This is a genomic window from Achromobacter sp. (genome assembly GCF_032102605.1).
Classification (GTDB): domain Bacteria; phylum Pseudomonadota; class Gammaproteobacteria; order Burkholderiales; family Burkholderiaceae_B; genus Achromobacter.
On the sequence record NZ_DAMDGT010000001.1, the window covers coordinates 849,244 to 873,711 of the forward strand.

The following is a 24,468-nucleotide window of genomic DNA, read 5'->3' on the forward strand; positions in this document are numbered from 1 at the left end:
ACTCGTCGAAGCAGTCTGAAAGGGCCAGTCCGCCGGGACGAACGTGGCCCGGTCAAACAGGGGCGGCCTGCCGGTTTTGAATCTGGGCGGGGCCGCGATGGAATGCGGGCAACCCGCCCGTTCAAGCTTTACTTGAACAGCGCGGCGTTCTCTTCGAGCACCGCGTCGGCGCATTGCGCGTCCAGGTTGCCGCCCGGCGCGCCGGCCACGCCGATGGCGCCGATCACGCTGTTGCCGGCCTTGATCGGCACACCGCCGCCCAGCAGCAGGAAGCCCGGGATGTCGGTCAGGTTGGCCGCGCCCGGATTCTTCTGCGCGTTTTCCATCATGGTCAGCGTGGGCGTCTTGGCCGACACGGCGGTGAAGGCCTTGGCGCGGCTGGCTTCGATGGTGTGCGGGCCGGCGTTGTCGGCGCGCGCGAATGCCTTGAGCAGGCCGGCGCGGTCCACCACGGACGCGCTGACGTTGTAGCCCTTGGCCTGGCAGGCCGCGACGGTGGCCGTGGCGAGCTTTTGCGCATCGGCCATCGACAGGTTGCTTTCGCTCAGCACGGCGGCGTGGGCGGCGCCGGCGAATGCCAGGGTGGAGGTCAAAGCGGCGAGCGCGATTCGGTTCATGTTCGGCATCCTTTTAAGGTGGTGCGATAGGAACCGACAGTGTGGCCAAAAGGCCGGCGGGGCGGTATACGCCCGACTACGCGCGCGCCTCCGTAGCGTTACGGAGGCGGCTCAATCCAGCAATGTCGCGTACTGGCGGATAAGCTGCGCCAGCGAATCCGCCTCCAGTTTGGCGAACACGTTGGCGCGGTAGGTTTCGACCGTGCGCGGCGACAGGTCGAACTCGCGCGCGATTTCCTTGTTGCTCATGCCCTGGACGATGCGTTGCAGGACTTCGTGCTCGCGTCCGGACAGCCTGGCCAGCCTGTCAGCGGCTGCCTGCGTCACGGCCAGGCGTTCGCGGCTGGCGATGTGCGTGCGCACGGCGGCCTGCACGGCGTCCAGGAAGACATCATCGTCCACCGGCTTTTGCAGGAACTCCATCGCGCCGCCCTTGAAGGCGCGGCGGCAGAGGTCCACGTTTGCGTGGCCGGTCAGCATGACCACGGGAAGGTCCGACCGTTCCGCCAGCGTGGCCAGCACGTCCAGTCCGCTGATGCCGGGCATGCGGATGTCCAGCACCACGCAGCCGATGGTCGACTGCGCCAGCGCGTCCAGGAACGCCATGGGGTCTGCAAAGCCGGCGCTGCGCAGGCCGACGCTGCGAAGCAGCAGCGCCAGGCCGTCGCGGACGGCGTCGTCGTCGTCGACCAGATAGACCAGAGGGGAGTGATCGTTGGCGTTCATGCGGCGCCTCCGGCGCGCGGCAGGCTCAGGGTAAAGCAGGCGCCCGCCGGGGTGAGATTGCGCGCGTCGATGCGGCCGTCCATGGAGCCGGCAAGCGTGTCGCACAGCGCCAGGCCCAGGCCCATGCCCTGGTCGCGCGTGGTGTAGAAGGGGGCGAAGAGGCGCGGCATGGCGTCGGCAGCGATGCCGGGGCCCGTGTCGCTGACGCTGAACTGGTATTGGCCGTCAGCGACCCGGCCTTCCAGCGCGATAAGGCGAGGCCCTTTGGTTCCGGACAGCGCATCCGCGGCGTTCTGCACCAGGTTGTGCAGGATCTGTTCCAACGCCACGCGGTCGCCCAGCGGCCGCGCGCCCGGGCTGGCGTTGGCCCACGTCAGGCGGATGCCTTGCCGCGCCAGTTCCGGTTCGCGCAGAAAGCGCAGCGACGCCACCAGCGCGTCGGGGTCCAGGGCTTCGCGCCGGGCGGGCGAACTGGGCTGGACCAGCGCGCGCATGCGACTGATGATGTCGGCGGCGCGCTTGGCCTGTTGGGCGCTGGCAAGCAAGGCATGCCGCACGGCGGGCCGTTCTTCGTCGTCGTCGAGCAGGCGTTCCGCGGCGCGGGTGTGCGCCAGGATGGCGGTCAGGGGCTGATTGAGTTCATGGGCGATGCCGGCGGCCATTTCGCCCACCGTGCTGAGCCGCGCCATGGCCGACAGGCGCACCTGCTCCTGCTGCCGGCGCGCTTCCGCGCGCGATCGCTGCCAGGCCGCTGCGCCCGCCACCAGCAACGCGCTGGCCACGGCCCAGCCCAGCCAGGCGGTCCACGGCCAGGTATCCGGCGTGAGCTTGCGGGTGCTGCGTATGGGAAAAGGCTGGCTGGCCGCGCCCAACGGCTTTTGCAGCGCCAGCGTCAGGCCCGGTGCGGTGTCGCCGGCCTGCTTGTCCAAGAGGACAAGGGGCGTTCCGTTCACCGTCAGGGTCAGGTGGGCCAGCCCCGGGGGAAAGTCGGCGGCGGGCACCAACTGGCGGGCGTCGAGCAGCAGGCTCCAGCCGGAAGGCGCGACCAGCCAGTATCGGGCGTCGTCCACGGGCATGGTCACGGGGCGGCCAAGCTCGCGCGCGCGTTCGACGGCAGCCTGCAGGCCGGGCGGCTGCGGCAGGCTGCCGGCCCAGACGCCGCCCGGCAGATGGCCCAGGCCCAGCAACTGGGGCATCGCGGGTTGCAGGCTGGGATACAGGCGTTCTGGCGAGGGCGGGTGCGACAGGGCGGCCAGCGTAGCCAGCACGGCTTCGTGCTGCACCGTCTTTTGGCTCAGCATGCGCTGGGCCACGCTGGTGCTCTGGAAAAAGCGCTCGTGCTGGTCCACGTATTCCTGCCGCGCGATCCAGACGGCGCCAAGACAGAACAGGATCAGCCAGCAGAAGAGGGCGCGCGCGCGCGATAGGGGATTCACGCCCGAAATTATGCCTTGCGGCAGGCGCGCGCCGGAATCCGTAGGGCTACGGAGGCTCAGGCGGCCAGTTTGTGGGCGTCGCCGGCGGGGTGCGAGTTGGCCGACACGGCGATCTGATACAGGGCTGCAACCAGGTCGGATTGCGTCACCAGGCCCAGCAGATTGCGCGCCTCGTCCAGCACCGGCACGCAATGCAGGCTGTCGGACATGGGCCGCGCCAGTTCGATGACGGGCAGGCCGGGTGTGGCGAAGGGGACTTCGCTGCGCATGCAGTCGCCCACGAGCAGGTCCAGAGCGGGTTCGGCGTCGGCCGCAATCGGCGTGAGCCGGCTCTTGCGCGCCAGCACGTCCCCTTGCGCGATCATGCCGACATAGCGACCCGCCGAGTCCATGACGGGCAGGGCCTGCAAGCGGTGCTTGTCGAAGAGCCGCACCGCATAGTCCAGCGGATCCTTTTCCATGACGGACACGACGTCGCGCGACATGATGTCGGCGCAGCGCACGTCGCCAAAGCGGCGCACGCTGGCGCGCAGCTCGGCGGCCAGCACGATTTCCTCCAGGTCTTCCTTGCTGATGTCCAGCAGTTCGCCGCGCTGGGTCAACGCTTCGTCCAGGTCGGCGCGGGAAAAGCCCAGTCGGGCGCTGGGAACGGGATCACGCGTGCGGTGACCGGCCGCCGGTTCCGCATGGCGGCGCGGGTAATTGCGCTTCAGCGCGCCGTTGAAAACCACGGCAATGCTCAGCAGGATGAGCGAATTCAGGGCCACGGGCCACAGCGCGAAACCGTAGCCCAGGCTGGCGACGGAAGGGCCTCCCAACACGGCGGTCAGCGCGACCGCGCCGCTGGGCGGATGCAGGCAGCGCAGCGAGAACATGGCGCCGATTGCCAGTGCGACGGCGACGGCCGCGGCGATGCCCGGGACAGGAATGAACTGGGCGCAGAATACGCCGATCAACGCGGAGACAAGATTGCCGGCCATCAGCGACCAGGGCTGCGCAAGCGGGCTGGCCGGCGCCGCGAACAGCAGCACGGCGGAGGCACCCATGGGGGCGATGAACCAGGGATTGGCGGAGCCTAGCGCGTGGTGGCCCACCCATTCTGTGCAGAACAGCCCCAGCAGGGCGCCCACGGCGCCATAGATTTTTTCGCGCGCATTGACGCCCACCGGCGCCGGCGCGAACGACCCCAGCCAGCGCTTGATTGCAACACCCAAGACAGTCTCTCCTCGCGACGAACAAATATGTCGCGGGCCGACAATTTATCACGAGGCTTATTGCTTGGCGGTATGAGCTTATGCCGCAGCGGCAGGGTCAGGGCAGGTCTGGATCGGGCCCCATGCGTGCGAGCAGCCGCGTCAGGAGCGGGCGCATGGCATGCAATTCTTCCAAATGGGAAGCGGACAGGTCTTCGAGCATGCGCTCGGCTTTGGGCGTAAGAATCACCTCGACGCGGCGTCCGTCTTCGGGGTCGCCTTCGCGGCTGACGAGGTCCAGCCGGGCAAGGCGGCCGACAAGTTCCGCGGCGGTGTGGGGTCTGATGAGCAGGCGTTCCGCGATCTCGCCGACGTACAGGCCGCGCCGTCCGGGCGCGCCTTTGCGAGTGCCTTTGATGGCGAGCAGGGCCTGGTGTTGTTGCGGCATCAGGTCCAGTTCCGCTGCCGCGCTTTCGCTGAATGCGGCGAATTTGCGCAGCGCGTAACGGAAGTCCGCCAGCAGTTCGTAATCGGCGGAAGACAGGCGAGTAGGGGTGCGGGGTGCGTTCACCCGTGCGATTCTAATATATGTCGTGCTACGATATATATGACATTTCGCAAACGTCTTGCGATTGCCCTCCACCTTTCTACAACATGTCCCCCATATCCTCTTCCGTCCGGCCCGGCCTGCGGCTTGGCGACTTCACTACCGACCGTCGCGTCGTGCTGCTGATGGCGCTGGCCATCCCCGTCGGACTCGCCAGCGTGGCGGCCGCATGGATGCTGCTGCGCCTGATTGCGTTGTGCACCAACGTGGCCTACCACGGCGTGTTTTCCTTTGCCGACATGCCGATCACGACCGGCCAGTTGGGCCTGGGCTCGGTCGCCATACCGGTCGTCGGCTGCCTGATCATCGGCCTGATGGCGCGATATGGCTCCGAGAAGATCCGTGGCCACGGCATCCCCGAGGCGATGGAGGCCATCCTGATCGGCAAGAGCCGCATTCAGCCGAAGGTGGCGGTGCTGAAGCCGGTGTCGTCGGCCATATCGATCGGCACGGGCGGACCGTTCGGCGCCGAAGGCCCCATCATCATGACGGGCGGCGCGATCGGATCGCTGCTGGCGCAGACCATCCACCTGGACGACGGCGAGCGCAAGACGCTGCTGGTGGCGGGCGCGGCGGCGGGTATGACGGCCATTTTCGCCACGCCGCTGGCGGCGGTTCTGCTGGCCGTGGAACTGCTGCTGTTCGAATGGAAGCCGCGCAGCTTCCTGCCGGTGGCGATGGCGGCGCTGGTGGCGGCCGCCACGCGCGCCTTCATCATGGAGCCCGGTCCCATCTTCGCGTATGCGGGCCAGCTTTCCTTCACGCCCTGGCACCTGGCTGCGTGCGCCGCCGTCGGCGTGCTGGCGGGCCTGGGTTCCGGCGTCCTGACCTCGCTGGTCTACGCGGCCGAGGATCTGTTTGAAAAACTGCCGATCCACTGGATGTGGTGGCCGGCGTTCGGCGGGCTGGCCATCGGTATCGGCGGGCTGATCGAGCCGGCGGCGCTGGGGGTGGGCTACGACAACATCCGGCACATGCTGGCCGGCGACCTGGCGTTCCAGGCGGTATTGGTGCTGCTGGTGGTCAAGGTCGCCATCTGGTCCATCGCGCTGGGGTCCGGGACGTCGGGCGGCGTGCTGGCGCCGTTGCTGATCTTCGGCGGGGCCGTGGGCGCGCTGGCGTCGCCGTTGCTGCCGCAGGCCGATCCGGGTTTCTGGGCGCTGGTCGGCATGGCCGCGATGATGGGCGGCACGATGCGCGCGCCGCTGACCGCCACGCTGTTCGCGGTGGAGCTGACCGGCAACATGGGAGCGCTGCTGCCCGTGCTGTCGGCGTGCGTGTTTGCCTACGGGGTCACGGTGCTGCTGCTCAAGCGGTCCATCCTGACTGAGAAGATCGCGCGACGCGGCCATCACATCAGCCGCGAGTACCGGGTCGATCCTTTCGACCTGCTGCGCGTGGCCGACGTGATGACCACGCCCGTGCAGACGCTGCCCGACACGTTGACGGTGGCGCAGGCGATCGCGCATTTCACGACCGCGCACCCGGTGCACACGAGCTACCCGGTGGTGGACGCCCAGGGCGTGGTCATCGGCGAGGTGACGCGCGCCGACAGCCTGGCGTGGGCGCTCGACAGCGAGCACGACGAACGCAGCCTGGCGGAGGCCCTGGCCGGCCGCGAGCTGGTGCAGGGCCATCCCGACGAACTGGCCAGCCAGATCGCCGACCGCATGGCCCTGTCCGGGGCGGGCAGGGTGCCGATCGTCGATCGCGACACGGGCCGCCTGCTGGGCATCGTGGGTCGCAAGGATCTCTTCCGATCACGCGCCCGGCGGCTGCGCGAGGAAAGCCAGCGCGCGGCGTATTTCCGTCGAGGCGCCGCCTTGCCGAAACAGGCGGGCAAGGCGTCTTGACGGCGGTTTTCTTTTTATGTGATGCCGTAAGGGACGATCACCATCGTCCCTCGATCGAAGTCTGACACCCCGGGCAAACCGCCGTCATGCCGGGACGGCGCGCCTGGGGGTGTCAGGCACCTGCCGTTGATTGCGAGTTCCTGGTGTCTGACGCCGTCAGGCGCCCGCCGCCCGCAATTCCCACAAGACGTCCAGCACGTGCTGCGTGGCGCGTTCCACCTGGCCCGCGCGGTGCGCGATGCCCAGCGGGCGCCACAGCGCAGGCCGCACCGGCCGCATGATGACGCGCGGATCCGGTTGAGGGGCGGTTGCCTCGTGCGGCAGCAGCGTGGCGCCGTAGCCTGCGGCGACCAGGCTTTTGATCGCGTCGTTGAAATTGAGCTGGATGCGCGCGCGCGGGTTGAGCCCGGCGGCGGCGAACCATTCCCCCGTCAATCGCGACAGCCGCGTGCTGGCGTCGTTCAGGATCAGCGGCTTTTCCGCCAGCCACGCAGGCGTGACGCGGGCGGGCGCCTTCCAGGCGGCGGGCAGGAACGCCATCACCGGATCCCGGCGCCACGGACGCAGCACCAGGCCGTCCAGCGGCGGCTGGGGCAGGGCGACCAGGCCGACGTCCAGCGTGCCGTCCGCGAGCCGCAACAAGGTTTCCTGCGAGGTCAGCACGGCGACCTGTACGTCGATGTTGGGATGGTCGCGGCCCAGCGCTTCCAGGGCTTGCGGCAGCAGATGCGCGATCGCGCCGGTGGAAGCGCCCAGCCGCACGCGGCCGGCCAATCCCTGCACCTGGCGCTGCACGTCGTCCAACGCCTGGTCGGCTTCGGCAAGCAGCCGGCGGGCGCGCTCCAGCAGGGTTTCTCCAATGGCGGTGGGCCGCACGTGGCCGCGCTTGCGGGTGAGCAAGGGCGCGCCGACGCGGGATTCCAGGTCCGCCACGTGCAGGCTGACCGTGGGCGGCGCAAGGTGCAGGACGCGCGCGGCGTCTGCGAACGACCCCAGGTCGGCGATGGCGACCAGGGTGCGCAAACGGTCCAGGCTGATCTCTCGCATGGGTGATCTCGGGGAGGCTGGCGGGCCGCAGGGCGGTCGCGACGGCCCAGAAAGGTTCGTTGATTCAGAAAAGCTGAATTGAACGGTCATGATATTCGACTTTTCTTATCCCCGCATCGGATCAATGATGAAGGCCATCCTGGAAGTTCCAGACAACCCCGACCCTTGCGGACAGCACCATGACCCAACCCCTAGTTTTCATCGACGGCGATCAGGGCACGACCGGCCTGCAGATCCACGAACGGCTGCACGGACGCGGCGATCTGCGCCTCTTGACGCTGCCGGACGCCGACCGCAAGAATCCGCAGCGGCGCGCCGAGGCGATCAATGCGTCCGACATCGCGATCCTGTGCCTGCCCGACGACCCGGCGCGGCAGGCGGCCGCCTCCGTCGTCAACCCCAAGGTGCGCATCATCGACGCCAGCTCGGCCCACCGCACCGACGCGGGCTGGGTGTACGGCTTCCCCGAAATGAGCGCCGGGCAGGCCGAACGCATCGCGAACGCGCTGCGCGTGAGCAATCCCGGTTGCTACCCCACCGGCGCGATCGCCTTGCTGCGGCCGCTGGTCGAAGCCGGGCTGGTGCCCGCCGACTACCCGGCGGTCATTCATGCGGTGTCCGGCTACTCGGGCGGCGGCCGTGCCGCCGTGGATGCCTATGAGGGCTCGGGCGCGGCGGGCGGCCCGGCATTCCAGGTATACGGTCTGGGGCTGGCCCACAAGCACACGCCCGAAATCGAACGGCACGCCGGCCTGACGCAACGTCCCGTCTTCGTGCCGGCCTATGGCGCCTTCCGCCAGGGCATCGTGCTGACCGTGCCTTTGCATCTGCGCCTGCTGCCCAAGGGCGTGGACAGCGGCAAGCTGCACGCCTGCCTGCAACAGCATTACGCCGGCGCGGACCATGTGCAGGTGGTGCCGGTGCAGGACGCGGCGGCGCACACCCACCTGGACCCGCAGGCGCTCAATGGCACCAATGACCTGCGCCTGGGCGTCTACGGCAACGAACAGCACGGCCAGGTGCTGTTGACCGCCGTGTTCGACAACCTGGGCAAGGGCGCGTCCGGCGCCGCGGTGCAGAACCTGGACCTGATGCTGGCCGCAATCGCTTGACGGGCGCGCGGGCGGTTCAGGGCCTGGACGGCCGGATCGCGTCCAGGCGTTGGGCCAGCGTGGCCGCGGACAGTTCGCCCACCCGCAGGTCGACCAGACGTCCGTTGGCGTCCAGGAACAGGGTGGCGGGCAGGCCGCGGTTGCTGAATTCGCGGGAAGCGCCGCTGACGGGGTCGCGCAGCACGTTCAGGAGGCCGGGCGCGTGTTGCTGCAGATACCGGGCGATTTCCGGCGCCGCTTCGCCCTGGTTCAGGAATACGAAGTGCACATCCGGGTTGGCCGCCTGCGCTTGCGCAAAGGCCGGCATTTCGCGGCGGCAGGGTGGGCACCAGCTTGCCCACAGATTGATCACGGCCGGCTTGCCCTGAAAGGCCGTCAGGGCGGCGGGCGCGTCATCCAGCGCCAGTAGTCGCAGTTCGGCCAGCGCGGGCGTGGGCTGGCCCCCGGGCGCAAGCAGCCGGCCGCCACCGACCCACGCCAGGCTGGCCAGGGCCAGGGCGCCCAGCACGGCCGGACGGGGCGCGGCGCGCCGCAGCATGGCCGTCACGCCATAGATCCAGGCTGCCGCCAGCCCCAGCATGCCGGACCAGCCTCCATCGCGCAGATCGAGGATGCTCAAGGGATTCGCCAGGAAGTGATCCCGGTACTCCCAGGCAAAGCCCAGCCGCGCGGCCGTCAACCCCGCGATCAGGGCGCCCCACAGGATGGAGGAAACGCGGGCGCGGCCATCCGCCCGCGGACCGCGGTGGAGGAGCCGGCCGGCCAGCAACCCAAGCGCCGCCGCGGCGGCCAGCACCAGGATTTCGGCGGGAAACACGAGGGGGCCAAGACGGATGGCGGGGGGCATGCGGGATCCATTCGGGGTGGGGCCGACAGGCTAGCATGGGCGCGCCCGGCGGTCAGGCGACGGCCGCCGCGCCGGCACTTCCCGGCAAGAACGCTAAAATACGGCCTCGCGGCTTACTGCCAGCCTTTCGGCATTCTTCACTCCTGCGCCTGGCGCACCCATAACGATGAAAAAACTGACTGCTGTTCTTCTTGTGTCCGCAACCTCGCTGCTGACGGCCTGCGGCCCCGGCGACAACGCACCCGCCGCGGGCGCCCAGGCGCCGGCCGCCGCCAAGAAGGTCGTGGTCGGGCTGGACGACAATTTCCCGCCCATGGGTTTCCGCGACGCCAGCAACCAGATCGTCGGTTTCGACATCGACATGGCCAAGGAAGCCAGCAAGCGCCTGGGCCTGGAAGTCGAATTCAAGCCGATCGACTGGAGCGCCAAGGAAGCCGAACTCACCGGCAAGCGCGTCGACGTGCTGTGGAACGGCCTGACCATCACGGAAGAGCGCAAGAAGAACATCAGCTTCACCGCGCCCTACATGGCCAACCACCAGATCATCATCGTGGGCAACACGTCGCCCGTGAAGGTCAAGAATGACCTGGCCGGCAAGGTGGTCGGCGCGCAGGACGGCAGCAGCGCCACCGACGCCATCGCCAAGGACCCCGTCGCCGCCCAGATCAAGGAAGTCAAGAAGTTCGGCGACAACGTCACCGCGCTGATGGATCTGGCCGCCGGCCGTCTGGACGCCATCGTCGTCGACGAAGTGGTCGGCCGCTACCTGATCAGCAAGCGCGCGGGCGAATACCGCGTGCTGGAAGAAAACTTCGGCACCGAAGACTACGGCGTCGGCGTGCGCAAGGACGACACCGAACTGCTCGCCAAGCTGGACAAGACGCTGGATTCGATGAAGCAGGACGGCACCGCCGGCCGCATCGCCACCCAGTGGTTCGGCGCCAACATCATCAAGTAAGCGCGACGGCGCCCGCGGCCTGACGGCCGGGGCGCCGCCCGCAGCAGTCCCAAAGCCCGCCGCGGCGCCGCAAGGCCAGGCGGGCTTGCCCATGATTCCCTCTTGCCCGCGCGGCGCGAACCCACTGCATGGACTACGTACTCTCCCTATTGGGACCAATGGCGGAAGGCGCGAAAGTGACCTTGACGCTGTTCTTCATCACGCTGGCGCTCGCCGTGCCGCTTGGGCTGGTGCTTGCCCTGGCGCGCATTTCGAAGTGGCGGCTGTTGAGCCAGCTGGTCAATGGCTATATCTGGCTGATGCGCGGCACGCCGCTCATGCTGCAGATGCTGTTCATCTATTTCGCGCTGCCATTCGTGCCGGTGATCGGCATCCGGCTGCCCGACTTTCCCGCAGCCGTGGTGGCGTTTGCGCTGAACTACGCGGCCTATTTCGCCGAGATCTTCCGCGCCGGCATCCAGTCGGTGGACCGCGGGCAGTACGAGGGCAGCAAGGTGCTGGGCATGACCTATCTGCAGACGCTGCGCCGCATCGTTCTGCCGCAGATGGTGCAGCGGGTGCTGCCGCCCATGAGCAACGAGACCATCACGCTGGTCAAGGACACGTCCCTCATCTACGTGCTGGCGCTGAACGACATCCTGCGCACCGCCCGCGGCATCGTGCAGCGCGACTTCACCACCACGCCGTTCCTCGTCGCGGCCGCTTTCTATCTTCTGATGACGTTGATCCTGACCTGGTTCTTCCAGCACATGGAAAAGCGCTATGCCAAATATGACCAGTAAATCCTTGACCGGCCAGCCGGGGCAGGGCGATCGTCCCGTCATGATCGAAGCCCGCAACATCGTCAAGTCCTTCAGCGGGCTGCGTGTGCTGGACGATGTGTCGCTGACCCTGGGACAGGGCGAGGTGGTGGCGGTGATCGGGCCGTCGGGCTCGGGCAAGAGCACGTTTCTGCGGTGCCTGAACCACCTGGAGACCATCGACGAGGGCGGCATCGAGATCGAGGGCGAGTCCATGGCCGCCGCCGTGCCCGGGGGGCGCAGCCAGTACGTTGGCGACGCGGACGTGCGGCGCATCTGCCGCAAGATGGGCATGGTGTTCCAGTCGTTCAACCTGTTTCCGCACATGACGGTGCTGCAGAACATCATCGAGGCGCCCATCACCGTCAAGGGCATGAGCCGCGCCCAGATCGTGCCCAAGGCCGAAGAATTGCTGCGCAAGGTCGGCCTGCTGAACAAGCGCGACAACTATCCCACGCGCCTGTCGGGCGGCCAGAAGCAGCGCGTTGCGATCGCCCGCGCGCTGGCCATGGAGCCGGACATCATGCTGTTCGACGAGCCGACCTCGGCGCTGGACCCCGAACTGACCGGTGAAGTCCTGCGCACCATGAAGCAGCTGGCCGACGAACGCATGACCATGCTGGTCGTCACCCACGAAATGGGTTTCGCGCGCGAAGTCGCGCACCGGGTCATCTTCATGGACAACGGCCGGATCGTCGAAGAAGCGCCGTCGGCGGACTTCTTCGCGTCGCCCAGACACGTGCGCAGCCGCGAGTTTCTGGCGCACATGCTCTGAACCGCGACGCCATTCGCCCCCCAAGCCCGCCTAGACGCGGGCTTTTCTATATCATCGGTACCCATGCCATCCCGCGCCCGTCCAGAATCCGCCGTTGATGCTCCCCCGTTGCTGAGGCTGCGGGGCATCTACAGCGAACGCCTGGCGCCCGTCAGCCTGGATCTGGCGGCCGGCGAATGCGCCGCGGTCGTCGGGGCCTCGGGGTCGGGCAAGTCCCTGCTGCTGCGTCAGATCGCCGACCTGGATCCCGGCCACGGCGAGGCCGAGCTGAACGGCCGCCGGCGGTCTTCCATGCGCGGGTTCGAATGGCGCCGCCAGGTGGTCTACTGCCAGGCCGAGGCCGGCTGGTGGGACGACCACGTGTCCGCGCATTACCCGAACCGCCAGGCGGCCCTGGACATCATGGGCCGGCTGGGCCTGGCCGAAACGAAGCTGGATGCGCTGGTGCACGAACTGTCCACTGGTGAGCGCCAGCGCATGGGACTGGTGCGCGCGCTTTTGCAGACGCCGCGAGTCCTCTTGCTGGACGAACCGACCGCCGCGCTGGACCAGGCGGCAACGGGATTGGTGGAACACGAACTGGCGCGCTTCCTGCGCACGGGCGCCGCCGTGCTGCTGGTCACCCATAGCGCCGAACAGGCCGGCCGGCTGGCCCGGCGGTCGTGGCGCATGGATCACGGCCACATGGAGCCGCTATGGACGTGATCAAGCTGCAGGCGTTGGACCTGGTGATTGCGTCGTTGCTGGTGCTGCTGAGCGCCGGCATTTCGTTTGCGCTGCGGCTGGACCTGCAGCGGCAGGTGCTGTGGGTGGCCGTGCGCACGGTGGTGCAACTGCTGCTGGTCGGGCAGATCCTGCGCATCGTGTTCGCGCATGCGGCGCCCTGGCTGACGGCGCTGGTGGTGGCCGTGATGATGGCGCTGGCCGCGCGCGAGGTCGCGGCCCGGCCCAAGGCGCGGCTGACCGGGCGCGGCAACGGCTGGGTCGGCACACTGGCGGTGGTCTCCACCACGCTGGTCACGGCGCTTTTCATCCTGAACACGGCCTTGCGTCCGGACCCCTGGTACGACCCGCGCTACACGATTGCGCTGGTCGGCATCGTGCTGGGCAGCGTGCTCAATGCCGCCAGCCTGGCGCTGGACAACATGCTGTCCGGCGTGCGGCGCGAAAAACTGGCGATCGAGGCGCGGCTGTCCCTTGGCGCCACCGTCCACCAGGCGTTTTCATCGCTGCTGCGCGAATCCGTGCGGCGCGGCATCGTGCCCAGCATCAACCAGATGTCGGCGGCCGGCATCATCACCTTGCCGGGCATCATGACCGGCCAGATCATCGCCGGCATGGATCCCGTGGATGCCGCCAAGTACCAGATCCTGCTGATGTTCCTGCTGTGCGGCGCCAGCGGCATGGCGGCGATGGGCGCGGCCTACGGGGCCATGCGCCGGCTGACGGACGAGCGCGGACGGCTGCGGCTGGACCGGCTGAAGGCAGGCGCCGCGGGCCGGAAGGCCTGAGCGCGGGCGGCGGGATACGGCCTGTTCCGGACTGCCCGCTTGGTTCAAAAAACATCAACCTAAACGCCGCACATACTCGATAAACTGAACCGCACATGGCAGGTCAATACCGTTGCGGCGGCGCCAGGTGCGACCCTACCGGAGACAAAAGTGCTTGGATCTGAATTGATTATCCGTTCGCTGCATCGGCTGGGCGTCAAGACCATCTTCAGCCTGTCCGGCAATCAGATCATGCCGCTTTACGACGCCTGCATTGACGCCGGCATCCGCATCATTCACGTGCGCCATGAAGCGGCCGCGGTCTTCATGGCGGATGCGTGGTCACAGATCACGGGCGAGCTCGGCGTCGCGATGCTTACGGCGGCGCCGGGCATCACCAATGGCCTTGCGCCGCTTTATTCGGCCTCGCAGGCCGAAAGCCCGGTTCTGGTCATCTCGGGCGATTCCTCTGTGTCCGAAGACGGCTCGGGCGCGTTCCAGGAACTGGACCAGGTTTCCATCACGACCCCATTGACCAAGCTTTCGGTTCGTCCGCGTTCCATCGCGGAACTCTATCCCGCGCTCGACAACGCGGTCATCCAGGCGATGTCGCCCAGGCGCGGCCCGGTCCACCTGGCGCTTCCCTTCGATTTGCTGACGGCCGAAACCGGCATGGCGGATCTGCCCGATGCTTCGCCGAAGCGGCCGGCCGTCCCGTTGGATGCCGACGGCCTGGGCACACTGGGTGGGCTGTTGAATTCAGCGCAGCGCCCGCTGGTGCTGGCGGGGCCGACCGGCGCGCGGACGCACATGCATTCGGCCCGGTCAGCGGCGGAACAAGCGCTGGGGCTGCGCATCATCCCGATGGAAAGCCCACGCGGCCTGAAGGACCCTTCGCTGGGGGCCTTGGCCGAAGTCATTCCGCAGGCAGACCTGATCGTGCTGGCGGGAAAGTGCCTGGACTTCACGCTGGGATTCGGCGGCACGGGCGCGCTCGGCAAGAATGCCCGGGTCGCCGTCTTCGACCCGGACGCCCGGATGCTGGAACGCGCGGGTCGTCTTCTGGGCGATCGCCTGGTCCTGGCGGTGCAGGCGGATCCGTTTGCGGCGCTTCTGCAGTTGCCGGCGGCGCAATCAAAGGCCGATCGCACGTCGTGGTGTATGCAGGTGGATGACGCGATCCAGAGCCGGGCGGCCAAGGGGCCAGCGGCAGCTGCCGACGGCGCGCTGGGCCCACGCGCGCTTTGCGAGACGGTGCAGGCATTCCTGGCGTCCGCGCCCAATCCGATCCTGGTCTGCGACGGCGGTGAATTCGGCCAGTGGGCGCAGGCGTTCTGCCAGGCGCCGGTGCGCATCATCAACGGCATGTCGGGGGCGATCGGCGCAGGGGTCTGCTACGCGATCGCCGCCAAGATCGCGCGGCCCGACGCCACGGTGGTCGTCCTGATGGGCGACGGCACGGCCGGCTTCCACTTGATGGAGCTCGATACGGCCGTGCGCGAAAACGCGGCGTTCATCGCAGTCATCGGCAACGATCTGCGCTGGAATGCGGAACATCTGATCCAGGTGCGCGCGTACGGCCCCGAGCGGCTGATCGGTTGCGAGCTTTCTCCCACGGCGCGCTATCACGACGTCGCGACGGCGCTGGGCGGGGCAGGGTTTGCGGCGCAGGACGCGCCGACCCTCGCCACGGCCCTGAGACAGGCGGCCGACAGCGGGCTGCCCGCCTGCGTCAATGTTTCCCTGGCCGGCCAGGCCGCCCCGATTTTCAGCGCATCAACGCAGTCCGCGACCGGTCATTGACCTCGACGCATCGAGGAACGCTGCTGTCCGGTTTCGTCCCTTAGAACGACAGGAGACATCCCATGATCAGCCATACCGGCAGTTGCCCGGGCGGGTTCGCTCGCGCCGCGTTTTGCGTCCTCGTCACGTTTCCAGGCCTTGCGGCCGCCCAGGCCTATCCCGATAGACCGGTCCAGCTCATCGTGCCCTTCAGCGTGGGCGGGGACGCCGACATGGCGGCTCGCAATCTGTCTGCCGCTGCGCAAGGCGTCCTCGGACAGCCCGTCGTCGTGGTGAACAAGGCCGGCGCAAACGGCGCAATCGGCTCTGCCGCGGTGAAAAACGCGGCGCCTGATGGCTATACGCTGCTGGTCGGCCGGGTGGGCTCCCAGGTCTTGCTGCCCGCGCTGCAGCCCAAGACGACCCCCTACACCTCGAAGGACTTCACCTTCATCGGACTGCTGGAGCTGAACCCCGTCGTCTGCGTCGTGCATCCGGACAGCCCGTACAAGAGCCTGGGCGACCTGTCGCAGGCGTTGAAGGCCAAACCGGGCAAGCTCAATTACAGCCATTCCGGGCCAGCGACTGTGCAGAACCTGGCGCCCCAGCTGCTGCTCAGCAATCTGGGATTGAAGCCGGATGCCGCGGTCAGCGTTTCGTACAAGGGCGGCAACGAGGTCGCGCTGGCGGTCTTAAGCAAGGACGTCGATTTCGCCTGTAACAACCTGAGTTCAATGACGGGAATCCTGGCGGGCGGAAAGCTGCGAGCCCTGCTGACAACCACGCCGGAACGCCTGGCGCAGTTTCCCGACATTCCCACGGCTCGGGAAGTGGGGCTGCCCCAGCTCGAGGCCGTCATCGGCTGGAGCGGGCTTTTCGGTCCGCCCGGCATGAATGCCCAGGCCGTCGACAAGTGGGCATCCGTGCTTTCCCAGATTGCGCGGGACCCCAAGTGGATCGCCGGGAACGCCAATTTTGGCGGCATTCCCCACGTGTTGTCGCCTGCCGATACGGAGAAGTACGTCAATCAGGGGGCCACGATCTATGCCGACCTCGTGGCGAAAGCCGGGCTCCAGGTCAACTAGCGGTCCGGGCCCTGCTGGAAGGGGCCGCCAAGGCCTTCGGCCGCCGGGATGGCCTCGCGCAGATACTGGACGAACGACGTGACGGTCAGGGGCACGCGGGGGGTGTAGGGCCTGACCGCGTAAAGCCGCTCGGCATAATCGCCGACGACCCGCCATCCTGGCAGGACCTCGATCAGCGCGCCGCTTTTGAGGGCCTGGCTTGCGCTGAAGTCCGGCAGCAGCGCGATCCCGACGGAGCCGGCGGCCGCTTCGCGCAGTACTTCGCTGTTGTTCGCCGTGAAGCTACCGCGCACGGGGACTGCCACGCGTTTGTCTCCCGCCTGCGATTCGAACGACCACGTGGCGCCGCCGCTGCGGCGTAGATAGTGCAGGCAGTCGTGGTTTTCCAGGTCCGCCGGCGTGCGCGGCGTGCCGTGCCGCGACAGGTATTCCGGCGCGGCGACCAGGACAGAGCGCGTTTCGCAGATTATCGAAGCGACATGCGTGTCCGGCACGCCGGCGACGTGCCGGATCGCCAGGTCGAATCCCTCGGTGGCCAGGGACGCCAGGTGATCGCTGAGCTCCAGCTGGATCCGGACTTCCGGAAAGCGCTTCAAAAATCCCGGTATCAACGGCGCGACCACCTGGCGGCCCAGGGCGACCGGGGCCGTGACGGACAACACGCCGCGCGGGCCTTCGGACAGGTCGCGAACGGCGGAGAAGCCTTCTTCGATGCGCCGATAGGCGGAGGCAGTGTGGTCGACAAGGCTCGCTCCCGCGTCGGTCAGGGTCACGCTGCGGGTCGTTCTGCGCACCAGGGGCACGCCGGCTGCCTGCTCAAGCTCGACGATGCGCTGGCTGACCGAGGCCTTGCTGATCTGCAGGCGCCGGGCGGCCGCCGTGAAGCTGCCGGTGTCGGCCAGCACGCCAAGGCAGTGAATATGCGACCAAAGGTCTTCCAGGCGTCTCGTCTTGGTCATGCCATTTCCATTGTTCAAATCCTCAAACACTGATTCCAGCCTTCTGGTCTCGACGGCCGGCCAGCGATGGGCGACAGTGCCAGCTCCCATACGCCATCCGAGAGCACAGGAGAAAACCATGAATGCACCCACGGCCAGCGCTGGCATCGCGAATGCCGGACACTTCATCGGCGGCAGCCTCGTCGACGGGACGGGCAGCCGCCAGCCCGTCTTCAATCCCGCCACGGGCGCGGTGACCAGGCACGTTGCTCTGGCCACGCCGGACGAAGTGAACCGCGCGGTGGCGAGCGCTCAAGCGGCGTTTCCCGCTTGGGCCGACACGCCGCCGATCCGCCGCGCGCGGGTGCTGTTCAAGTTCCTGGAACTGATGAACCGCCACCGCGACGAGCTTGCGCACATGATCACCGCCGAGCATGGCAAGGTTTTCAGCGATGCGCAAGGCGAAGTCTCGCGGGGCATCGACATCGTGGAATTCGCCTGCGGCGTTCCGCAGCTGCTGAAGGGCGCGCACACGGATCAGGTTTCCACGGGCATCGACAACTGGACGCTGCGCCAGCCGCTGGGTGTGGTGGCGGGAATCACGCCCTTCAATTTTCCGGTGATGGTGCCCATGTGGATGTTCCCCGTGGCGATCGCCGCGGGCAACACCTTTGTGCTCAAGCCCAGCCCGACGGATCCCACGCCGTCGCTGCGCATTGCCGAACTGCTGCGCGAGGCCGGGCTGCCCGACGGCGTATTCAACGTCGTGCAGGGCGACAAGGTCGCCGTCGATGCGCTGCTGGAACATCCCGGCGTGAAGGCGGTGAGCTTTGTCGGTTCCACGCCCATCGCCAACTACATCTACGAAACGGGCGCGCGGCTCGGCAAGCGCGTGCAGGCCTTGGGCGGCGCCAAGAACCACATGGTCGTGATGCCTGATGCCGATATCGACCAGGCCGTGGACGCGTTGATCGGCGCCGGCTACGGCTCGGCCGGCGAGCGCTGCATGGCGATCAGCGTGGCGGTGCTGGTGGGCGACGTGGCCGACCGGCTGCTGCCGCGGCTCATCGAACGCACGAAGGCGCTGAAGGTGCTGGACGGCGAGAACCCGGCGGCCGAAATGGGCCCGATCGTGACCCGCGCCGCACATGACCGTATCAGCGGCTACATTGCCCTGGGAGAAGCCGAGGGCGCCAAGCTGCTGGTGGATGGCCGAGGCTTCAAGGGGACGCAGGCGGGCGAGGGTTGCGGCGACGGCTTCTGGATGGGAGGCACGTTGTTCGATCACGTTACGCCCGACATGCGCATCTACAAGGAAGAGATCTTTGGCCCGGTGCTGGGCTGCGTGCGCGTGAAGGATCTGAAAGAGGCCGTGGATCTCATCAACGCCCACGAGTTCGGAAACGGCGTCGCCTGCTTCACCCGCGACGGCAACGTTGCGCGCGAGTTCGGCCGGCGCATCGAGGTGGGCATGGTGGGCATCAATGTGCCGATCCCCGTGCCGATGGCCTGGCACGGCTTCGGCGGCTGGAAGCGCAGCCTGTTCGGCGACATGCACGCCTATGGCGAAGAGGGCGTCCGCTTCTACACCCGCCAGAAGTCCATCATGCAACGCTGGCCCGAGAGCATCAGCAAGGGCGCCGAGTTCGCGATGCCGACGGCGAAGTAGGGCGGAAGGCTTGCATACGGAATCCGGCCGCGGGGTTGCGCTGCAAGCCCGCGGTTCCGGATGGCCCGCGCCGCTCATGCGGGCGACATCCAGCCCCGGTAGATGGCGCCCGCGCCGGCGATCGCAAGCAACACAAAGATGGCGCGTTTCAGCAATTCGGGAGAAACGCGCGTCCGAAGGCGGGAGCCCGCGTACAGGCCCATGAGCGAGACAGGCAGCAACAGCGCGGCGGCGGTCAGGATGGCCGGTTGCGCGTAAAGACCGGCGGCGGCGAAGGCGCCCGCCCGCACGATACCGCTCAGCAGGATGACCACCGAGATGGTGGCTCGGAACTGGTCAAGCGCGTCAAGCCGGCGTGACAGATAGATGGTGTAGATGGGGCCGCCGGTGCCGAACAGCGCGCTGAAAACGCCGCCGAACACGCCGTACGGCAATGCCCAGTAACTCTTCAGCGGAACGCCGGCGTTTCCCGTCGCGCCCAGCAGGCCCCGGATGCACACGACCAGCACGAACCCGCCCAGCAGCATCAAGGGCCACCGGGCGCCCGCGTCGTGCAGCAGCGTCACGCCCAGCGCGATCCCCAGCATCATCCACGGGAACAGGCGTTTGAGTTCCGGCAGCGACACGCGCCGCCAGTTCCGCCCGCCCACCAGCGCGGTGCAGGTCAGGTCGAACAGGACGACGAGCGGCACGGCGAACTGCAGCGGGATGAACTGGACCAGGACCGGGACGGCGACCATGGCCGCGCCGAACCCCGTCATTCCGAAGACCGTGTAGGCGACAAAAATGACGGGGGCAACGATGGCTAGCGATTCGGCGGACATCATGCGGACAGCGTAACCTTGATTGGCGGATAAAGGCCTGTGGATCTTCCCAAGCCTGATGGTGGGCTCACGTCGTGGTGATCTTCTTTTTCTGCACCAGCGCCTTCCATTTGGCGGACTCCCTGGCGATCTCCTCCCGGAGCGCCGCGGGCGGCACGATGGTGGCGGTCATGCCCTGGTCCTGCAGGTAGCGCTTCAGGCCCGGCTGCGCAACCGCCCGCGTGGCATCCGCCAGCAGCCGGTCGATCGACGACTGCGGCGTCCCAGCCGGAGCCAGCAACGCGAACCAGCCGGTGAACTCGAAGCCCGGCACGCCATCCTCGGCGGTGGTCGGCACGTCGGGCAGCAAGGCCGCGCGTTCCTTGCCCGTGACGGAAAGCGCGCGCAGGCGGCCGCCCTTGAGCAGCGGTGCAATCGCGTTGATATTGCCGACGGCCACTTCAATGACGCCAGCCATGAGGTCGGTGTAGGCGGGGCCCTCGCCCTTGTACGGGACGTGCATCAGCTCGATCCCCGCAGCATCGGTGAACGCCTCGCCGGCCATGTGCGTCTGGCTGCCGACGCCGGCGGACGAGAAGCTGAGCTTGCCGGGCCTGGCCTTGGCGTACGCGATGAGTTCCCGTGTGTTGTTCACGGGTAGGCTGGCGTTGACGGTGATGACCATCGGCCCGTTCGCAACCTTGCCAATGAGGCTGAAGTCGTCCAGGGAGTAGGGCAGTTTGCTGTAGATGTATTGATTGACGGTGAACATGCTGCCCGATGCGAGCAACAGCGTGTAGCCGTCTGGGGTCGAACTGGCGACGGCCTGTGCTCCCACGCTGCCGCCGGCGCCGGCGCGGTTCTCGACGATCACGCTCTGGTTCAGGCCCTTGCCCAATTCGGCGGCGAGCGCGCGGCCCAGCAGGTCGGTGGCGCCGCCCGCCGAGAACGGCACGACCATGCGGATGACTTTGTCCGATGGCCACTCCGCGCGCGCGGACTTCGCAAGAAATGGTGAAAGCGCCAGGCCGTACCCGATGGCTTGGACGATACGGCGGCGCGTATTGACAGGTTGATTTGCGTCTTTCACGGCTTTGTCTCCTTCAGTTCGCGGAAAGGCGGTACCTGCCGGATTGCGGCCGACAGGCGGATCGCCAGGCAGCAACTGCCCCTCGGGCCGAAGGGCTCGATTTTTCGCGGGCGTTGCGGTGGTTTTTTTGCGGACTACTGGACTACTGGACTGCTGGGCTACGGACTGCTGGGCTGCGGATTACGGGATGGTGCTGGCCTGTTTCGTCAGGTCATGCTGGCTGGCGCAGACTGCCTTCAATGCATCCAGCAATAGCTGCGACAGATGGGATCTTGGGTTCTCCTTGGGCGCCAGGATGCCCAGGCGGCGGGTGATTGTCGGAGAACCGAACGGAATGACCCGGATGCCGGCCGGAAATTCGTTCCCGCCACGCCGGGCCGGCACCACCGATGCGCCAAGGCCATTGGCCACCATGGCGATGACGCCTTCGAGGTTGTCGATTTCCATGGTCGAACGCACCGTGATGCGCCTGCGCACCATTTCTTCCTGCACCAGATGCCCGACGCGGGCGGAGCGGTTGAAGCGGACATAGGGCGTCTGCTCCAGGATCTCCTGGTCGCTCGCGCCCTTGATCGACCGGTGCGCGATGACGACCAGCTCTTCCTCGACGAACGGCAGGAAGTCCAGGCCTGACCGTGGCGCGTCGGGCTCGGTCACGATGGCCACGTCAAGCTGGCGGTGGTAGATGGCCCGCTCCAGGTCATGCGTCAGCCCCGTGGTGACGTGAACCTCCAGGCCATGCCCCTGCTTTTGCAGGTGGCGCAGGGCCAGCGGCAACACGCCGGACACACAGGTATGGACGCTGCCCAGCTTGAGCAGGCCCGCCGACGTGCCTTTCTTGAGCGATGCGCTCATGCTCTCCCAGTGCGCGATCAGGTCGCGCGCCCGGTGCACCAGCGCAAGGCCGGTGTCCGTCAAAATCGGCGGGCGCCGGCTGCGGTCGAAGATCGTGATGCCCAGCTCGTCCTCCAGGGCGCGGACCTGCATGCTCACGGCCGACAGCGACAGGCCGATGGTGTTGCCGGCCTCGGCGAAGCTGCCATGGTCCGCAATGGCGATCAGCGTGTAGAGGGTCCGGATGTCCATGCAAGTTATGTCCCAGTAGAGATAGGCGTTGCGAAACGCCCGTTTCCAGGCGCTAGATTCCGAGCAGCCGCCGGGCATTTCCGCCCATGATCTTTTTCAGGTTGTCTTCCCGGATCGGCAAGCGCTCGAACCACTCTTTGTACCCTTGCACGGGGCAGAATGGGAATGAGCTGGCGTAGAGCATCCGATCCGAAAGAAAGCCATCGGCCGCCTTCACGTATTCTTCCCAGCCGGGCATGCGCGAGAAATACATGTCGGGCGACAGCCACATGTTCGGCCGCCGGAAGCCCAGATGCAGGATTTCGTTGACCCATGGCCAGCCGCCGTGCGCGACGACGACGTTCAGATTGGGAAAGTCCGTCAGGACCCGGTCGGTCCGGATCGGATCCGAATAGCTCAGGTCCGGACCCGCCGTGCCTCCAACCATCATGATCACCGGGACGCCGATGTCCTCGCAATGGCCGTAGATCGGGTAGAGGCGCCGGTCATCGGCGTACATCGGAACCGGGTATGAGCCGGGTTCTATGTTGATGAGCCGGAATCCATCTTCGACGGCCTGGCTGATGGTGCGACACGCCTTGCGCCGATCGGTGGGGTCGATCGAGGCGGCGCCGATGAAGCGGTCCGGGTGATCGGCCACGATGCCGCGGACGTCTTCGTTGGACACGCTGCCCAGCACCCCGGCCAGCCGCCCGACCACCACGCCGCGATCGATCTTCGCGGCATCCATCTCGTCAAGCAGCATGTCCATCGACTGCTGCTGCGCCGCCTTGGACGGCTCGAATCCCACGGTCCGGGTGAAACCGTCGCGCCGCTCTCCCGCCGAGTACATCAGCGTGTCCAGGAAACCGCCCACGGGCGGCCGAAGCCGAAAGTCGATGATCATCGCAGTGTCTCTGAATGGAATGGGTTGGTGGCAGCCGCGCGTTGCGCCGCCTACATCACTTCGTCCTTGCGGTCGTCCGTCTCGCCGTAGCGGTGCAGGGCAGGAGGCTTCAAGCCGGCGTAGAGCTTTTCGATGCCGGCGTTGATGACTTCCGCGTGCTGCGCGAAGAGCGAATTTCCATCGAGGTCGCTTTCGACGATGAAGGGGCCGAAGTTCTCCACTTCGAACAGCCACATCGCCTGCGCGATGCCCAGCTCATCCAGCCAATGCACCTCGCGCACTCGCTTGATGCCCCGGCCCAGCAGTGCGCCCGTGCCGTAGCCGACCGTCGTCAGATAGATTGCGCCGCCGGGCGCAAGCACCTTCTTGTAGTCGTCCGCAGGCATGCCGCCTTTGCCGATCAGGATTCGGCATCCGGTCTCGTCCAGCCATCGAGGAATCCACTTGGAGAACCGGAACGACGCGGTGGCGGTGACGGCGCCGACGTTGAAGCCGCCACGGCCGTCCGGCGCCGCGGCCGGCGAACAATGGAAGTTGACGTTGCTGAGGGATCGCAGGTCCAGCGGCAGCGGCAGGCCCTCGTCCAGGACCTTCTTGTAGACGCCCTCGCGGGCCGTGTACACCAGGCCATTGAGATAGACCGCCGATCCGAGTTCAAGCTTGGCGATGTCTTCCGTTTTGGCGGGCAAGTCCAGGTGAAAGACCTTGATGTCGTCGTCGTTGCTTACCATTCGACCGTCTCCCGGCGCATGTAGGGCGTGAACCATTGGGGATCCGTGCGGTACTGGATCTCTCCGTTGGCGTGGATCCGCGCGGTGGCGCGGCGCGAAGACAGGCAGAACGTGTGCAGGCTGATGGGCATGCCGCCCGTATGCGTATAGCCGCACTCGATGTGGCAGTCGACCACCATGCCGGTGCCGACGAAGCCCATGGCCCCCATGCCGATCGAGTTCCCCAGCTGCATCAGCTCCAGCTCCAGCTCGGCCACCTTGGGATCGGGATTCCGGTCTCCCACCGTCCGAAGACAGGCCGCCTGCTTGCCCAGCTGCATGCAGGTGTCCTTCGATCCGCCCAGGCCGATGCCGACGATGGCCGGCTGGCACGCCAGCCCGCGCTTGCCGAAGGCGATCAGGGTATCCAGCACGAAGCGCTTGATGCCGTCGATGCCGTCACCTGGGAACAGCATCCGGTAATCCGTGCCGAACAGGCCGCCCTTGTGGACGGTGGTGATTTCGATCCAGTCGGCATCCGGTTCGAAAGACCATTCGATCTCCGGCGCGTTGATGCCCACGTTGTTGTTGTGGTCGGTGCGCCAGAGCGGATGCACGCGGTTCGGGCGCAAAGGAATGGTGACCGTGCCTTCGGCCGTCGCGTAGCGCAGCGCGCGCTCCACCGCGACAAAGCCGGCGTCCACGGACGCGTTGTTGCCGACCTTGACGTAGTAGCGCGGCAGTCCGGTGTCGGCGCACATGGGGCGCCGGTCCTGGTCGGCGGCCTCCCAGTTGTCGACCATGGCATGGATGACGAAACGCGGGAGCTTTCCGGTCTCCTTTTTCTGCAAGGCCTGGATGCCTTGCTTGTAGTCCGGGGGGATTTCGATTGCCGCGCGTCGCATGATCTCCAGCGCCGCCTCTTCGACTTTCTGAACGGGGATTCTCATGGTGGTGT

General features: G+C 67.2%; 24 protein-coding genes. 10 read left to right on the forward strand and 14 right to left on the reverse strand.

Going from position 1 to position 24,468, the window contains the following annotated elements; translation table 11 throughout:
* Positions 1-128 precede the first annotated feature (128 nt).
* The 5 genes from RT614_RS04010 to RT614_RS04030 form a co-directional block, all read right to left on the reverse strand.
* On the reverse strand, positions 129-617 hold the full coding sequence (locus RT614_RS04010; RefSeq protein ID WP_313620440.1) for a heme-binding protein: 489 nt from the start codon (positions 615-617) through the stop codon (positions 129-131).
* 111 nt (positions 618-728) lie between these two features.
* Positions 729-1,343: a response regulator transcription factor gene (locus RT614_RS04015; protein WP_313620442.1), complete on the reverse strand. Its 615-nt coding sequence runs from the start codon at positions 1,341-1,343 to the stop codon at positions 729-731.
* Positions 1,340-2,779, reverse strand: a complete 1,440-nt coding sequence (locus RT614_RS04020; protein WP_313620443.1) for an ATP-binding protein — start codon at positions 2,777-2,779, stop codon at positions 1,340-1,342. Before RT614_RS04020 ends, RT614_RS04015 begins: the two co-directional genes overlap by 4 nt.
* A 56-nt stretch (positions 2,780-2,835) precedes the next feature.
* Positions 2,836-3,993, reverse strand: a complete 1,158-nt coding sequence (locus tag RT614_RS04025; protein WP_313620444.1) for an HPP family protein — start codon at positions 3,991-3,993, stop codon at positions 2,836-2,838.
* A gap of 97 nt (positions 3,994-4,090) precedes the next feature.
* Positions 4,091-4,552, reverse strand: coding sequence for a MarR family winged helix-turn-helix transcriptional regulator (locus RT614_RS04030; RefSeq protein ID WP_409558424.1), 462 nt, complete (start codon positions 4,550-4,552; stop codon positions 4,091-4,093).
* Between the two features lie 74 nt (positions 4,553-4,626).
* Here RT614_RS04030 and RT614_RS04035 point away from each other — a divergent pair, with 74 nt between their 5' ends.
* A complete protein-coding gene (locus RT614_RS04035; RefSeq protein ID WP_313620448.1) occupies positions 4,627-6,432 on the forward strand; it encodes a chloride channel protein in 1,806 nt (601 codons plus the stop codon).
* Between the two features lie 156 nt (positions 6,433-6,588).
* Here the strand turns inward: RT614_RS04035 and RT614_RS04040 are convergent, their stop codons facing one another.
* Entirely contained in the window at positions 6,589-7,479 is an 891-nt protein-coding gene (locus RT614_RS04040; RefSeq protein WP_313620449.1) for a LysR family transcriptional regulator, read from the reverse strand.
* 179 nt (positions 7,480-7,658) lie between these two features.
* On the opposite strand from RT614_RS04040, the gene argC reads away from it, so the two are divergent.
* Entirely contained in the window at positions 7,659-8,591 is a 933-nt protein-coding gene (gene argC, locus RT614_RS04045; protein WP_313620450.1) for an N-acetyl-gamma-glutamyl-phosphate reductase, read from the forward strand.
* A 16-nt stretch (positions 8,592-8,607) separates the two neighbouring features.
* On the opposite strand, the gene RT614_RS04050 is transcribed toward argC, so the two are convergent.
* Positions 8,608-9,438 (reverse strand): TlpA disulfide reductase family protein, encoded by an 831-nt coding sequence (locus RT614_RS04050; RefSeq protein WP_313620452.1) that lies wholly within the window; start codon positions 9,436-9,438, stop codon positions 8,608-8,610.
* Positions 9,439-9,604: 166 nt separating this feature from the next.
* Here RT614_RS04050 and RT614_RS04055 point away from each other — a divergent pair, with 166 nt between their 5' ends.
* The 7 genes from RT614_RS04055 (at position 9,605) to RT614_RS04085 (ending at position 16,328) form a co-directional block, all read left to right on the forward strand.
* Positions 9,605-10,396, forward strand: a complete 792-nt coding sequence (locus RT614_RS04055; RefSeq protein WP_313620453.1) for an amino acid ABC transporter substrate-binding protein — start codon at positions 9,605-9,607, stop codon at positions 10,394-10,396.
* A gap of 128 nt (positions 10,397-10,524) precedes the next feature.
* On the forward strand, positions 10,525-11,178 hold the full coding sequence (locus tag RT614_RS04060; RefSeq protein ID WP_313620455.1) for an amino acid ABC transporter permease: 654 nt from the start codon (positions 10,525-10,527) through the stop codon (positions 11,176-11,178).
* A 40-nt stretch (positions 11,179-11,218) separates the two neighbouring features.
* Positions 11,219-11,971 (forward strand): amino acid ABC transporter ATP-binding protein, encoded by a 753-nt coding sequence (locus RT614_RS04065; RefSeq protein ID WP_313620659.1) that lies wholly within the window; start codon positions 11,219-11,221, stop codon positions 11,969-11,971.
* A 63-nt stretch (positions 11,972-12,034) separates the two neighbouring features.
* The gene (locus RT614_RS04070) at positions 12,035-12,676 is read left to right on the forward strand and encodes an ATP-binding cassette domain-containing protein (RefSeq protein ID WP_313620456.1); all 642 of its coding nucleotides are present in this window, start codon (positions 12,035-12,037) and stop codon (positions 12,674-12,676) included.
* Complete coding sequence (locus RT614_RS04075) at positions 12,667-13,482, forward strand: ABC transporter permease (RefSeq protein ID WP_313620458.1); 816 nt, start codon at positions 12,667-12,669, stop codon at positions 13,480-13,482. The genes RT614_RS04070 and RT614_RS04075 overlap by 10 nt, the downstream gene beginning before the upstream one ends.
* Before the next feature lie 150 nt (positions 13,483-13,632).
* Positions 13,633-15,264, forward strand: coding sequence for a thiamine pyrophosphate-binding protein (locus RT614_RS04080; RefSeq protein WP_313620460.1), 1,632 nt, complete (start codon positions 13,633-13,635; stop codon positions 15,262-15,264).
* Positions 15,265-15,326: 62 nt separating this feature from the next.
* The gene (locus RT614_RS04085; RefSeq protein ID WP_313620462.1) at positions 15,327-16,328 is read left to right on the forward strand and encodes a tripartite tricarboxylate transporter substrate binding protein; all 1,002 of its coding nucleotides are present in this window, start codon (positions 15,327-15,329) and stop codon (positions 16,326-16,328) included.
* Here RT614_RS04085 and RT614_RS04090 read toward each other — a convergent pair.
* Positions 16,325-17,287, reverse strand: a complete 963-nt coding sequence (locus RT614_RS04090; protein ID WP_313620463.1) for a LysR family transcriptional regulator — start codon at positions 17,285-17,287, stop codon at positions 16,325-16,327. The genes RT614_RS04085 and RT614_RS04090 overlap by 4 nt on opposite strands.
* A gap of 118 nt (positions 17,288-17,405) precedes the next feature.
* Here RT614_RS04090 and RT614_RS04095 point away from each other — a divergent pair, with 118 nt between their 5' ends.
* On the forward strand, positions 17,406-18,935 hold the full coding sequence (locus RT614_RS04095; protein WP_313620464.1) for a CoA-acylating methylmalonate-semialdehyde dehydrogenase: 1,530 nt from the start codon (positions 17,406-17,408) through the stop codon (positions 18,933-18,935).
* A 74-nt stretch (positions 18,936-19,009) separates the two neighbouring features.
* Here the strand turns inward: RT614_RS04095 and RT614_RS04100 are convergent, their stop codons facing one another.
* The 6 genes from RT614_RS04100 to RT614_RS04125 form a co-directional block, all read right to left on the reverse strand.
* Positions 19,010-19,762, reverse strand: coding sequence for a sulfite exporter TauE/SafE family protein (locus RT614_RS04100; RefSeq protein WP_313620465.1), 753 nt, complete (start codon positions 19,760-19,762; stop codon positions 19,010-19,012).
* A 64-nt stretch (positions 19,763-19,826) separates the two neighbouring features.
* A complete protein-coding gene (locus tag RT614_RS04105) occupies positions 19,827-20,828 on the reverse strand; it encodes a tripartite tricarboxylate transporter substrate binding protein (RefSeq protein ID WP_313620466.1) in 1,002 nt (333 codons plus the stop codon).
* Between the two features lie 180 nt (positions 20,829-21,008).
* A complete protein-coding gene (locus RT614_RS04110; RefSeq protein WP_313620467.1) occupies positions 21,009-21,914 on the reverse strand; it encodes a LysR substrate-binding domain-containing protein in 906 nt (301 codons plus the stop codon).
* Positions 21,915-21,966: 52 nt separating this feature from the next.
* The gene (locus RT614_RS04115; protein ID WP_313620468.1) at positions 21,967-22,800 is read right to left on the reverse strand and encodes an amidohydrolase family protein; all 834 of its coding nucleotides are present in this window, start codon (positions 22,798-22,800) and stop codon (positions 21,967-21,969) included.
* 50 nt (positions 22,801-22,850) lie between these two features.
* Positions 22,851-23,531: a fumarate hydratase C-terminal domain-containing protein gene (locus tag RT614_RS04120; RefSeq protein WP_313620469.1), complete on the reverse strand. Its 681-nt coding sequence runs from the start codon at positions 23,529-23,531 to the stop codon at positions 22,851-22,853.
* Positions 23,525-24,460, reverse strand: a complete 936-nt coding sequence (locus RT614_RS04125; protein WP_313620470.1) for a fumarate hydratase — start codon at positions 24,458-24,460, stop codon at positions 23,525-23,527. The genes RT614_RS04120 and RT614_RS04125 overlap by 7 nt, the downstream gene beginning before the upstream one ends.
* Positions 24,461-24,468: the final 8 nt, after the last annotated feature.